Origin of the sequence: Enterococcus sp. DIV0167 (assembly GCF_050541555.1) — a bacterium.
Lineage (GTDB): Bacteria > Bacillota > Bacilli > Lactobacillales > Enterococcaceae > Enterococcus > Enterococcus faecalis.
The window spans coordinates 505,963-520,069 of the sequence record NZ_CP172933.1 but is presented as its reverse complement, the minus strand read 5'-3'; the positions used below and the strand labels follow the sequence as shown (position 1 = coordinate 520,069).

At 37.8% G+C, this 14,107-nt stretch carries 10 protein-coding genes; 2 read left to right on the top strand and 8 right to left on the bottom strand.

What is annotated here, in order from left to right; all coding sequences use genetic code 11:
* Window positions 1-48: 48 nt before the first annotated feature.
* The 7 genes from IGM09_RS02560 to uvrB form a co-directional block, all read right to left on the bottom strand.
* Entirely contained in the window at window positions 49-972 is a 924-nt protein-coding gene (locus IGM09_RS02560; RefSeq protein ID WP_002366202.1) for a PEP phosphonomutase, read from the bottom strand.
* A 233-nt stretch (window positions 973-1,205) separates the two neighbouring features.
* Window positions 1,206-2,141 (bottom strand): DNA-binding protein WhiA, encoded by a 936-nt coding sequence (gene whiA, locus IGM09_RS02555; protein ID WP_002358736.1) that lies wholly within the window; start codon window positions 2,139-2,141, stop codon window positions 1,206-1,208.
* A 33-nt stretch (window positions 2,142-2,174) separates the two neighbouring features.
* Window positions 2,175-3,170, bottom strand: coding sequence for a gluconeogenesis factor YvcK family protein (locus IGM09_RS02550; protein WP_002355627.1), 996 nt, complete (start codon window positions 3,168-3,170; stop codon window positions 2,175-2,177).
* On the bottom strand, window positions 3,170-4,057 hold the full coding sequence (gene rapZ, locus IGM09_RS02545; protein WP_002355625.1) for an RNase adapter RapZ: 888 nt from the start codon (window positions 4,055-4,057) through the stop codon (window positions 3,170-3,172). Before rapZ ends, IGM09_RS02550 begins: the two co-directional genes overlap by 1 nt.
* 165 nt (window positions 4,058-4,222) lie before the next feature.
* Window positions 4,223-5,017 (bottom strand): YusW family protein, encoded by a 795-nt coding sequence (locus IGM09_RS02540; protein WP_010775632.1) that lies wholly within the window; start codon window positions 5,015-5,017, stop codon window positions 4,223-4,225.
* 171 nt (window positions 5,018-5,188) lie between these two features.
* Window positions 5,189-8,008, bottom strand: coding sequence for an excinuclease ABC subunit UvrA (uvrA, locus tag IGM09_RS02535; RefSeq protein WP_002361280.1), 2,820 nt, complete (start codon window positions 8,006-8,008; stop codon window positions 5,189-5,191).
* Between the two features lie 117 nt (window positions 8,009-8,125).
* A complete protein-coding gene (gene uvrB, locus IGM09_RS02530; protein WP_002355618.1) occupies window positions 8,126-10,123 on the bottom strand; it encodes an excinuclease ABC subunit UvrB in 1,998 nt (665 codons plus the stop codon).
* A 278-nt stretch (window positions 10,124-10,401) separates the two neighbouring features.
* Between uvrB and IGM09_RS02525 the strand changes: the two genes are divergently transcribed.
* Both IGM09_RS02525 and IGM09_RS02520 read left to right on the top strand, forming a co-directional pair.
* The gene (locus tag IGM09_RS02525) at window positions 10,402-12,570 is read left to right on the top strand and encodes an amino acid ABC transporter substrate-binding protein/permease (protein WP_002355617.1); all 2,169 of its coding nucleotides are present in this window, start codon (window positions 10,402-10,404) and stop codon (window positions 12,568-12,570) included.
* Between the two features lies 1 nt (window position 12,571).
* Window positions 12,572-13,309, top strand: a complete 738-nt coding sequence (locus tag IGM09_RS02520) for an amino acid ABC transporter ATP-binding protein (protein WP_002355616.1) — start codon at window positions 12,572-12,574, stop codon at window positions 13,307-13,309.
* Window positions 13,310-13,356: 47 nt separating this feature from the next.
* Here IGM09_RS02520 and IGM09_RS02515 read toward each other — a convergent pair whose 3' ends face one another.
* Window positions 13,357-14,076: an MgtC/SapB family protein gene (locus IGM09_RS02515; RefSeq protein WP_025193933.1), complete on the bottom strand. Its 720-nt coding sequence runs from the start codon at window positions 14,074-14,076 to the stop codon at window positions 13,357-13,359.
* Window positions 14,077-14,107 lie beyond the last annotated feature (31 nt).

The window sequence follows — 14,107 nt, the reverse complement described above, 5'->3', positions numbered from 1 at the left end:
ATAAGACACGAATTCAAATTTTCTGAATTCGTGCCTCTGTTCACTTTTTTAACGATTAATCGAACGAGCCATTCTAGCAACAGTATGTCTTTTCCCACGTATCGCATCAGAAAGCTCTTTAATATTTTCAATACCAACTAAGCCCATATTGGCATCGCCAATATGTTGAATATCTACGCCTAAAATTTTATTTCTAATGCCGATTGCTTGGATAACTTCAGGTTGAGCACTTTCTTGTGAAGTTCCAATGGCACTCATAACTAATTTTCCTTTTGAATGTGCAAAATCCACAACTTCTTTGACTTGTTGATCATCAATGCCCCAAACCGTGCCGACTGCTGGGACTAAGACAATATCAGCGCCCGCTTCAATAAATTGTTCAGCTGATTTTAAACTGACCACTGGTTCATCTACGCCTGAACTGTGCATTTTTCCGGCAATAATGATGCCATCAAAATGTTTTTTGGCTAAGGCCACGTTCTCAGCAATCAAGTCGTTGGTCACGCCAGTTCCTGGATTACCTGTCAATAAGATAAAATCCAAACCCAGTTCATTGGCTTTTTTGAAAGTAGCTGCTGATGCTTTTCTACCTGGTTCAATCGAAACTCTCGTTGAAGCTAAGTCTAAATTTTCATCAACAGGTTCGACATTCATGCCAATCGGTAAACCGACTAGTTCTTTCAAACGATGAACAACCTCATCATTAGGGACACATGTTTCCGCAGTATATTGCCCTTCATAAGCGGCTACTACAATCGGTTGATTAACATCGAAAACATTCAATAAAATCATGTCTGCGCCATATGCTTTTGACATTTCCGCACAAGTGATATCACCTGCTACGGATGGATGAACTACCACATTTTCCGATAAAATTACGCGCCCTTCGCTCGCTTTAATACTCTGAAACAGCTCTTCTTTTGACATCCGTTTGATTTCTGATGCATTTGCACTAATTAATCGTTGAACCATTTTGACCCCTCCAATAGTTTTTAATCTTTTAGTTAAAAACAGCAATAAGTAATCGCTTGCATTTTATTACATGCAACATTCGTGCCAACGTCGTTTCTTTAAACCACAGGTCAACACTACATTTCAGTGCTACACACTTTTTGCACACTTTAATTTTTTTTACACGCTTAAAGAAAAAGTGAAGGATAGCACTTCAAACGGAAATGTTATTCTTCACTTCTGGAGCAGAAAAGTTACGCACTTTTTTCTCGTAATTTTTCTGCAAATTCATTAATTTTTCGAATACGATGATTAATACCTGACTTAGAAATAGCTCCTGAAGGAATCATTTCCCCTAGTTCTTTGAGACTAACTTCCGGATACTCTAACCGTAATTCTGCGATTTCCTGAAGTTTCTCCGGTAATGACGTCAGCCCTACTGTACTTTCAATAAATTGAATATTTTCAATTTGTTTTGAAGCCGCATCAATAGTTTTATTTAAATTCGCTGTTTCGCAATTCACTAAACGATTTACTGAATTCCGCATATCACGGACAATCCGGACATCTTCAAATTTCAACATAGAGTTCGTGGCACCAATTAACGTTAAAAAGTCGGCAATTTTTTCAGCACCTTTTAAATAACAAATATATCCATTTCGGCGTCCCAATGTTCGAGCGTTTAAGTCATAGTAATTCAACATCTTACAAATATCATTATTGTGTTCTTCATAAATTGAAAAAATTTCTAAATGATAGCGACTTGTTTCCGGATTATTAACTGAGCCAGAAGCCATAAAGGCCCCGCGTAAATAGGAACGCATTTTTTGCGCGTTACCCATGATTTCATTTGACACATTGCCATTAAAAACGACCCCATCCATAATATCCAAATCAGCTAGAATTTTTTGTGTATCTTGTTTTAGACGCACAATGTAAACATTATTTTTCTTTAGTTTCATTTTTTTACGAACTAATAATTCTGCTTGTGCATGGTAATGATCTTTCAGCAATGAATACATTCGACGAGCAATTGCAGCATTTTCCGTTTGTACATTCAAGACAAACTGTTGATTAACTAAGCTAAGTGAGCCGTTCATCCGAATTAATGCTGCTAATTCTGCTTTCGCGTGTTCTCGATGGACTTCTAAACCAGTTAACTCTTTTTTGACATCCGAGGCAAAAGACATCTAAGCTCCTCCTCTCTTGATTCTTTTGATTAATTAATATTTCGTTCCAAATACGATACGGAAAAGTTCTTCAACAACTTTTTCCCCATCATGAAAAACTCCGCCATCTCTTAATTCTAAAAAGTCTGTCGAAATGACTCGGCATCCTTCTTCACGTAATCCTTGAAAATCATGCTTTACTTGAACTAAATATTCATCATAAATTTCAGGATCCATGTAATTTTCTGGTACTTTTTCTGTGTTAACCAGTACTGTATCAACAAACTGCGCTTGTAGATGCTCGTTTAAGACACGAACATGATCGGCATCCGTAAAATGTTCCGTTTCCCCTTTTTGGGTCATGATGTTACAAATATAGACTACTTCGGCTGCCGTTTGTTTGATGGCTTCACCAATTTCTGTAATAACTAAATTAGGTAAAATACTTGTAAAAAGACTCCCTGGCCCTAACACGACCATGTCTGCTTCTTCAATTGCTTTGACGACTTTACGCGCAGCTCTTGGCTGTTCTTCTCCGTGTGTATTTGTTACAAACACATGGTCAATCGTCTTGCGATCCAGTGCAATTTTTGATTCTCCCACCGCCACTGAGCCATCCTTAAATACGGCATGTAACGTTAATGGCCGTTCTGATGATGGATAAATCCGTCCATCAACATGCATCATTTTTGAAAGCAATTGAATCGCTTCATACGTACTTCCTCTCATTTCTGAGACAGCAGCAATGATTAAATTACCGATTGCATGATTGGCAAAATGACTATCTGATTTATCAAAACGATATTGAAAAATATCTTCATATAATTGTGGCATATCTGACAATGCCACTAAAACATTTCTTAAATCTCCCGGAGGTGTCATGTTATTAATAGAGGAACGAAGCTCGCCACTACTACCGCCATCATCAGCGACCGTTACGACGGCAGTAATATCAACACTTTGATTTCTTAAACTTTTCAAAATTACTGGCAAGCCTGTTCCACCACCAACAACCACGATCTTCGGTTTACGAATTCGATAGGTTTTCATTAAGAGCGATTAACCGTTTCTTTTCTTTTTAAGCGGTCGCGGTGGGTAATATTTACATGGTAATCTTCCTCTTTTAATTCAGCACCAACACGTTCTGTCAATGCAACAGAGCGATGTTGTCCGCCAGTACAGCCAATTGCAATGGTGACGCTACTTTTACCTTCTTTTTTATATCCAGGTAAGACTGTTCGCAGTAAATCGATAAATTTGGTATAAAATTCATCTGTTTCTGGGAAGCCCATCACATAATCATAAACAGGTTGATCCATTCCAGTTAACGGTCGTAGTTCATCAATATAATGGGGGTTAGGTAAAAAGCGAACATCCATAACGATATCTGCATCAATCGGCAACCCATATTTAAAGCCGAAGGACACCATTTCCACTCGAAATTCGTGTGTCTCTCTCGTTGCTAGTTCTTTATTCAAACGTTCCCGCAATTGACGAGGGGACAAGTCCGTGGTGTCAATGACCAACTGAGCATCCGCCTTGATTTCTTCCAGCATTGCACGTTCTTTACGAATACCTTCTGTCACTAAACCATCCATCGCCATTGGATGCGCACGCCGGGTCTCTTTATAACGAGAAACCAACTCTTCATCGGTGGCATCTAAAAATAAAATCGTTGTATCAATAAAATTAGTATTTTCAAGTTCGACTAACATATCCTGAATTTCTCTAAAGAAGGTCCGTGAACGTAAATCGATCACTAACGCAATCTTGGTAACTTTTCCAGATTCTTTAATTAATTCCCAAAATTTTGGGATTAAGCTTGGTGGTAAATTGTCGATACAGAAATAGCCCATGTCTTCAAAGCTTTGAACAGCGACTGTTTTTCCAGCGCCACTCATTCCTGTAATAATAACCAGTTGTAAATTTTCTGGCATATTCAACACTCCCTTCACTTGCATCACTATATTATAACACCCCGGGCGTATCAAAGAAAGCTTTTCAATCATTCTTATAAAGATTTCTATTCTTTCATAGAAAAACAGCATTGACATTTTTGTCAATGCTGTTTTAATTGCTGAATTATACTATATAATTCTGTGTTATTTTAATACAAACTCAATTTCTGTTTTATCAGTAAAATTAGCTTCAAAATCAAATTGTTTTACTTGTTCATTCACGGCTAACTTTTTCGTAATGTGTTCTTTAATTTGTTCATTTGTAGCTGTTTTGATTGACAATCCATCTAAAAGAGTCATGATTTTGTCTTGTGCTGCCTTACCTTCTAATTCTAAATCAGCAAATTCATCTTCATACGTTGCTTCAATTGTTCCGTTCGATTTTATTTCATAGGTGAACTCAATTTCATTTTCATCGTATTCGATTTCTACGTCAATCTCTTGAAGACTGGCAACAGTCGGTGTCGGTGTGGTTAGTTCATTGTCTGCTGTTTCATGGTCCCCGCCAACTTCAGGAGTTACGGTTTCCCACTTAAAGGTACCAATTTTAGCTGTTGCTAGATATGGATTATTAATGGTAATGACTTTCAATTGAAGGTCTGAATGGTTGGCGATATCTGTTAAAATCCCCAGAGCCTGATATGTATTTTGTGTAAAACGTGTCGCAATATTTTGCGCATCAATTGTGGAATAGCCTAATGTTTCCCAGGTGATTTGTTGCTTTAATTCCTGATGAACGGCTTGTACTGTCGCCGGCTCCAATTGAATGCCCGTTGCTTCTTTTAAGTCTTTCTTGGTAAAACTCATTACTTTTTCATGGTCTGATTGTGAAATTAAAGTAGCTGCTTCCATTGTGTTACTATGTACAAAAGGTGTGATTCCGATAGCTAAGACCATTCCTGCTGTTAATAAACTTGTTGTTATTTTTTTGTTTTTCATTTAAGACTTCCCTTCGTGTTCATTGTTATTTTGTTAACAAACATAGTATATCTTTTAATTACACATTAAGTCAACATTTATTTTTAATTTTAATTAAAAAATATTTGTTATTTTATAATAAAAGAACCTTGTTTCCCATAAAAACAAGGTTCTTTATCTAATCATTAATGTTTATTTCAGAACACGTTTTAAATAATATCCTGTGTAACTGTCTTTGACTTTAGCAACTTCTTCTGGTGTTCCTGTCGCCACGATCGTCCCACCACCGTCGCCACCTTCTGGCCCTAGATCAATCACATGATCCGCAGATTTGATGACATCCAAGTTATGTTCAATCACTAAAACGGTATTGCCCGCTTCCACTAAACGCTCTAATACTAGAAGCAATCGCGCAATATCATCGGTATGCAAGCCTGTTGTTGGTTCATCCAGAATATAAAAGTTTTTCCCATTAGAATTTTTATGAAGTTCACTCGCTAGCTTCATCCGCTGTGCTTCTCCACCAGATAAAGTAGTTGCTGGCTGCCCCAATGTCACATAGCCTAAGCCTACATCCACAATTGTTTGCAATTTACGATGAATTTTAGGGATATGTTTGAAAAATTCTACGGCATCTTCCACCGTCATATCTAAAATATCAGAAATGTTTTTGCCTTTATAATGAACTTCTAACGTCTCAGAATTATAACGTTTGCCATGACAAACTTCGCAAGGCACATAGACATCAGGTAAAAAGTGCATTTCAATTTTGATGATACCATCCCCGCGACAAGCTTCACAACGGCCACCTTTGACGTTAAAACTAAAGCGGCCTTTTTTATAACCACGAACCTTGGCTTCATTTGTTTGGGCAAACAAATCGCGAATGTCATCAAAAACACTAGTATAAGTCGCTGGATTACTTCTTGGTGTTCGACCAATCGGACTTTGATCAATGTCAACAATCTTTTCAATGGCTTCATAACCAGTGATACTTTTGTGTTTCCCAGGTTTATTGGAATTACGATTTAATTTTTGGGCCAGCGCTTTTTTCAAAATTTGATTGACTAAAGTACTTTTCCCTGAACCTGAAACACCTGTGACAGCAACAAATTCACCTAGCGGAAATTCAACACTGACATTTTTTAAATTATTTTCACTGGCACCAGTGACTTTGATCGCTTTGCCATTACCTTTGCGACGTTCTTTTGGTACAGGAATCACTTTTTTCCCAGAAAGATATTGTCCGGTCAATGAATGCGGATTTTTAGCAACCTCTTCCGGCGTACCAGCGGCTACAATTTCACCGCCCAGATGTCCAGCGCCAGGTCCCACATCAATCAAGTAATCCGAAGCCATCATTGTATCTTCATCGTGTTCCACCACAATTAATGTATTGCCTAAGTCCCGCATTTTTTTCAATGAGTCAATCAAGCGGTCGTTATCTCGTTGATGCAAACCAATTGATGGTTCATCTAAAATGTAAAGGACGCCTGATAAGTTTGATCCAATTTGTGTTGCTAAGCGAATTCTTTGTGCTTCTCCGCCAGAAAGTGTACCAGCAGCTCGACTTAAGGTTAAGTAATCTAACCCGACATTTTTTAAGAAGGTTAACCGATCTTCGACTTCTTTTAAAATTGGCCGAGCAATCGTTGTTTCTTGTTCAGATAAAGACACACCTTCAAAAAATTGGACCGCATTTTTTATTGCTAATTCACTGACTTCACCAATGTGCGTGCCATTGATTTTTACAGCTAAAGCTTGTGGATTCAAACGATACCCTTGACAGCTTCGACAAGTCAATTCTGTCATGTATAACCGCATTTGATCTCGTGTAAAATCGCTATTTGTTTCATGATAACGTCGTTTAATATTTTTTAAAATCCCTTCAAATGGCACTTCCACATCACGAACACCACCAAAGTCATTTTCATAATGAAAATGAAAGTTTTTCTCGCCAGAACCATTTAAAATAATTTCTTGTTGGTCTGCAGGTAATTCTTCAAACGGCGTATCCATATCAATCCCAAAACTGGTGGCTGCTTGCTCCAACATTTGTGGATAATATTGGGAACTAATAGGGTTCCACGGAACGATGGCTCCTTCTCTCAAGGTTTTAGTAGGATCTGGAATCACTAAGTCTTTGTCCACTTCTAATTTAACACCTAAACCATCACAATCGGGACAAGCGCCAAATGGTGCATTAAATGAAAACAAGCGCGGTTCCAATTCACCGACTGTAAACCCACAATAAGGACAAGCATAATGTTCACTAAACAACATTTCTTCTTGACCAATCACATCAACAATTGCGTAACCTTCAGCTAAACGCAAAGCCGCTTCAAACGAATCAAACAAGCGAGAGCGAATGCCTTCTTTCACAACGATACGGTCAATCACAATCGCAATATCATGTTTTTTATTTTTTTCAAGTTCTGGTGCCTCACTAACATCATAGGTTTCACCATCCACCCGCATTCTGACATACCCTTCACGTTGGATCATTTCAAACACTTTTTTATGTTGGCCTTTTTTCTTGACCACAACAGGCGCCAAAATTTGAATTTTTGTTCGCTCTGGTAGCTCTAAGACTTTATCAACCATCTGTTCAACAGACTGACTGGTAATTTCAATATGATCGTTAGGACAAATTGGATGACCTACCCGAGCAAATAACAATCGTAAATAATCATTGATTTCTGTGACCGTCCCTACTGTTGAGCGTGGGTTCTTACTTGTCGTCTTTTGATCAATTGAAATAGCTGGACTTAAACCATCGATGCTGTCAACATCTGGTTTATCCATCTGTCCCAAAAATTGTCGCGCATAAGCAGAGAGACTCTCTACATAACGTCGTTGCCCTTCTGCGTAAAGCGTATCAAATGCTAATGAACTTTTACCAGAACCAGATAGTCCAGTTACAACAACCATTTTGTCACGAGGAATCGTGACATCAATATTTTTTAAGTTATGGGCGCGTGCACCATGAATCACAATTTTATCATTTGCCATATATGTTCTCCTTTTACTAAATCTCTTACGTCAAATCATTTCAAGTCATTCTATAGAGAAAAGATTAGTAAAAGATACGATGGTTCATCGTATCTTTTACTTAATCCGTTGGTTGACTTATTTGGCAGCTTTCAATTCAAGAATGGTATCTCGTAATGTGGCTGCAGTTTCGAAGTCTAATGCTTTGGCCGCATCTTTCATTTCTCTTTCAAGTTTCATTAATAAATCAGCTTTTTCTTGTCTTGATAAATCTTCATATGATTTATCCAATTGAACCACTGTTTCATCTTTATCAGCTGTTTTGGAAATAGAAATCAAATCACGAATTTCTTTAATAATTGTTTTTGGTTCAATGCCATGTTCTTCATTATATGCTTCTTGGATTGCCCGACGTCGTGCCGTTTCATCCATAGCTCGTTGCATCGAATCGGTGATTTTATCTGCATACATAATGACTTTTCCTTCGGCGTTCCGGGCAGCCCGTCCCATCGTTTGCACTAACGAGCGTTCACTACGTAAGAAGCCTTCTTTATCCGCATCTAGAATCGCAATTAAGGAAACTTCTGGCACATCGATTCCTTCACGTAATAAGTTAATACCTATTAGAATATCAAATTCGCCTAATCGTAAATCGCGAATGATCTCCGTTCTTTCCAGTGTTTTTATATCACTATGCAAATATTTAACTTTTAAGCCTAATTCTTTGAAATAGTCGGTTAAATCTTCGGCCATTTTCTTCGTTAAGGTTGTGACAAACACCCGCTGATCTTTTTCGATCCGTTCATGAATTTCGCCCACCAAGTCATCAATTTGACCCATAATTGGGCGGATTTCTACTTCTGGATCTAGTAAACCTGTTGGTCGAATGATTTGTTGAACAACCGTCTCTGTTTGTTCCATTTCATAAGGGCCTGGTGTTGCCGATACATAAACAATTTGGTTTACATGTTGTTCAAATTCTTCTAAACGAAGCGGTCGGTTATCAAGTGCACTTGGTAAACGGAAACCATAGTCCACTAACATTTGTTTCCGTGCTCGGTCGCCATTATACATTCCTCTAATTTGCGGCATTGTTACATGAGACTCATCGATTACAAGTAAGAAGTCATCTGGGAAAAAGTCCAACAGCGTATATGGCGGCTCCCCTTCTTGGCGACCATCCATATGTCGAGAGTAATTCTCAATCCCTGACGTATAGCCCATCTCTCTCATCATCTCAATATCATAGTTGGTTCGCTGTTCCAAACGTTGGGCTTCCAATAATTTGTTTTCACTGCGAAGCACTTTCAAACGTGCTTCTAATTCTTCTTGGATCTGCGATATGGCATGTTCCATATGTTCTTCGTTCGTCACAAAGTGTGTTGCCGGAAAAATAGCGACATGCTCTGTTTCGCCGACAATTTCACCAGTTAACGCATCTACTTCACGAATTCGATCAATTTCGTCTCCGAAAAATTCAACACGTAGCGCATGCTCATCCCGTGAAGCTGGGAATATCTCAACCACATCACCGCGGACACGAAAACGCCCCCGTTGAAAATCAATATCATTTCGTTCGAATTGAATATCGACTAAACTTTTTAGTAACTCATTACGATCCATTTCCATTCCCACACGTAATGAAACAACTTGTTGGCTGTATTCCCGCGGATCCCCTAAACCAAAAATACAAGAAACTGATGCTACCACGATGACATCGTTTCGTTCCAATAAAGAACTTGTCGCTGAATGGCGTAGTTTATCAATTTCATCATTAATACTGGAATCTTTTTCAATATATGTATCACTTGAGGGTACATATGCTTCTGGTTGATAATAATCATAGTAACTGACGAAATACTCGACCGCATTATCTGGGAAAAATTCTTTAAATTCCCCGTATAATTGTCCAGCTAGTGTTTTATTATGTGCAATCACTAATGTTGGTTTGTTCACTTCTTGAATCACATTAGAGATTGTAAATGTTTTACCTGTTCCGGTCGCTCCAAGTAAAATTTGAGCTTTTTCTCCACCTTTGACACCGTCAACTAGTTCAGCAATAGCGGCTGGCTGATCTCCGGCAGGCTCATATTTAGAAGCCAAATGAAAGGTATTGGAAGTTTCTCTTTCGATCATTTATAACTCCCCCTCAAAGTGTCTAATTTCTCTTAAATTATCGGCCCATTCTGGCAGAATGTCCACTTATTAGTTTAACATACCGAACATATTTTCGCCACTTTTGCTGTTTCGAACTTCAACTGATCTTAATCTTTTGTTCTTAATTTCTATGTCACATTTTATAACATGTAATGTAAGGAAATTAGAGTTTTTTTCTCTTTTTAGCGTTCAAATACTTGTCAGCTTCCTATTTCTTACTATATAATTATTCAATATGCAAAACTAGGAGGTATTTTATGAAAAGGAAACACTTTTTACTTTCTTTCTTTGTGATGATGGTAACTCTGCTAACATTCATTAGTGGCACTTCAGCACATGCAGAAGGAAAGAAATATACAATTGGAACGGATTTAACATTCGCCCCTTTTGAATTCCAAGACTCAAAAGGAAAATACATTGGTATTGACGTTGATTTATTAGATGCGATTGCCAAAGATCAAGGTTTTGAAGTGGATTTAAAACCATTAGGCTTCGATAGTGCAGTCCAAGCGATTCAGTCTAAACAAATTGATGGCATGATTGCTGGAATGAGTATTACGGATGAGCGAAAAAAATCCTTTGATTTTTCAGATCCATACTTCGATAGCGGTTTACAATTAGCGGTTAAAAAAGGAAACGACAAAATTAAATCATATGATGATTTAAAAGGCAAAACGGTTGCGGCTAAAGTTGGAACTGAAAGTGCCAATTTCCTTGAAAAAAATAAAGAGAAATATGACTATACCATCAAAAATTTTGACGATGCAACGGGTCTTTATAAAGCCTTAGAAAACGGTGAAGCAGATGCAATCGTTGATGATTATCCTGTATTGGGCTACGCAGTGAAAAATGGCCAAAAATTGCAATTAGTTGGCGATAAAGAAACAGGCAGTTCTTATGGTTTCGCAGTGAAAAAAGGTCAAAACCCTGAATTAATCAAAAAGTTCAACGCTGGTTTGAAAAATCTTAAAGACAATGGTACTTATGATAAAATTTTAAACAACTACTTAGCGACAGGCGATGAAACAAACACACAAGACGCTGGCGAACAGATGAAAAAAATCACTCCTAAAAAAGAGAAATATGTGATTGCTAGTGATTCTACATTTGCTCCGTTTGAGTTTCAAAATGCCCAAGGCGATTATGTCGGAATTGATGTAGATTTAGTCAAACGTGCAGCTGAATTGCAAGGTTTTACTGTTGAATTTAAATTTATTGGTTTTAGTTCTGCTGTCCAAGCTGTTGAATCTGGTCAAGCAGATGGGATGGTTGCAGGCATGACGATTACGGATGATCGTAAAAAAGCCTTCGACTTCTCTGTTCCTTACTTTGATAGCGGTATTCAAATTGCGGTCAAAAAAGGCAATGACAAAATTAAATCGTATGATGATTTAAAAGGCAAAAAAGTCGGCGTAAAAATTGGTACTGAAAGTGCTGATTTCTTAGAAAAAAATAAAAAGAAATATGATTACTCAATTAAGTATTTAGACACAACTGATGCATTATACAGTGCATTAGAAATTGGCGAAGTTGATGCCATGATGGATGATTATCCTGTCATTGGCTACGGGGTTGCGCAAAATCAACCACTAGCGACACCAATTCCTCGTGAAAAAGGTGGTTCTTACGGTTTTGCTGTCAAAAAAGGGCAAAATCCTGAACTACTTGAAATGTTTAACGAAGGCTTAAAAGAAATGAAACGTACAGGTGAATACGATAAAATTATCGGCACTTACGTGAAAGATGGCAACGAAGCCAAAGAAGAAACAGCTGACGAATCTACGTTTGTTGGCTTCATGCAAAACAACTGGAAACAATTGTTACACGGTTTATGGATGACGATTCTATTAACGTTGATTTCCTTCGTACTTGCTTTAATTGTCGGCGTTATTTTCGGATTATTCAGCGTTTCACCAATCAAAGCATTACGTGTACTTTCAACCATTTATGTTGATTTAATTCGTGGAATTCCTTTAATGGTCTTAGCGTTCTTCATCTATTTCGGATTACCTGGTGTGCTGGGCTTTAATATCCCGGTCTTCATTGCTGGGATTATCACATTAACTTTAAATGCCAGTGCCTATATTTCTGAAATTGTGCGCGGCGGAATCAAAGCTGTTCCAGTTGGCCAAATGGAAGCTTCAAGAAGTTTAGGTCTTTCCTATAATCGGACAATGCAAAAAATTATTTTACCACAAGCGATTCGCATTATGATTCCTTCATTCATTAACCAATTTGTTATTTCATTGAAAGATACAACTATCCTTTCAGCAATTGGCTTAATCGAACTACTACAAACAGGAAAAATTATTGTTGCTCGGACATTACAAAGTACAATGGTTTACTTCGTTATTGCGTTAATCTACTTAATTTTAATTACTAGCTTAACTAAATTAGCGAAAAACCTTGAAAAGAAGGTGAACTAATATGACTGAAAAAATCTTAGTTGAACATTTAGTAAAAAAATATGGTGACAACACGGTCTTAAACGACATTAATGTTTCTATTAACGAAGGCGACGTAGTCTGCGTCATCGGTCCTTCTGGTTCTGGTAAAAGTACTTTTTTACGTTGCTTGAATCAATTAGAAGAAGCTTCTAGCGGAGACATTATTATTGATGGTGCGAACTTGACAGATAAAAATACGGACATCAACCAAGTCCGTCAACATATCGGCATGGTTTTCCAACATTTCAATTTGTTTCCACATTTATCTATTTTAGAAAATATTGTTTTAGCACCAACCGATTTAGGTCGCTTGTCAAAAGACGAAGCGGAGAAAAAAGCGTTAGAACTTTTAGAACGTGTTGGGTTGGCAGATAAAAAAGATGCCTATCCAGATTCTTTATCTGGTGGTCAAAAACAACGTGTCGCAATTGCACGTGCGTTAGCGATGAATCCTGATATTATGCTTTTCGATGAGCCAACATCAGCCCTTGATCCAGAAATGGTTGGCGACGTTCTTGGTGTAATGAAAGATTTAGCAAAACAAGGAATGACAATGGTCATCGTTACTCACGAAATGGGCTTTGCAAAAGAAGTGGCTAACCGAGTAATGTTCATTGATGGCGGTAACTTCCTAGAAGATGGTTCGCCAGAGCAAGTCTTTGAAAATCCTCAAAACCCTCGAACAAAAGATTTCTTAGATAAAGTATTAAATATTTAAACAAAAGCACTTGGCGCGCGCTAGCGCCCAAGTGCTTTATTTTATGGTTAAATTGTTTCCGTGACAGAGACAGATTGAACGTGCCCTTTTTCTTTTAAGAGATGGTGCAAGTTGGAATGCCAGAAATCTTCTTTGCCTACATAAGAAATCTTTGCTGTCACTGCCTCTTGTTCTGATTCCAAAGTCAATTCTACTAAGCGCTCCCCTTTTTCTAAAGAAGCTTGAAGTTGTTCATGCAGTCGGCTTTCTTTAATCATGGGTTCCTTCATTTTTACGATAAGCTGCAATCTTTTTAAAGGAGTTTTTCGTTTAAAATGGGCCAGAGCTAATACTAGCAAAGTCGCCACGAGATTGATAAACGCAATGGTTAAAAAGCCCATCCCAATGACTAAACCAATAATAGTAACATTCCACATCATTACTGCTGTCGTTAACCCAGAAACTTTCCTTTCTCTAAAAACGATAATCCCCGCACCGAGAAAGCCTACACCACTAATCACTTGGGCGCCATATCGTGTAATATCCATAGAAATAATGGACGCCAAGGGGCTATTTTGTTTCACCACATCGACTAAAATATCCACCGATTGAATCTGTAAAATGGAAATCGTACAGGAGGCCAAACATAAAATGGCATTACTACTGATACCGAAGCCTTTTCTTTTAATACTTCTTTCTAACCCAATCAAAGCTCCAAAAACCACGGCTAGAGCCATCCGAATGACAACGTCGGTGAGAGAAAGTTCAATCATTTTTAAAGAATTCATCGCTTTCTCTCCTTTCTTGCAAATGACTATT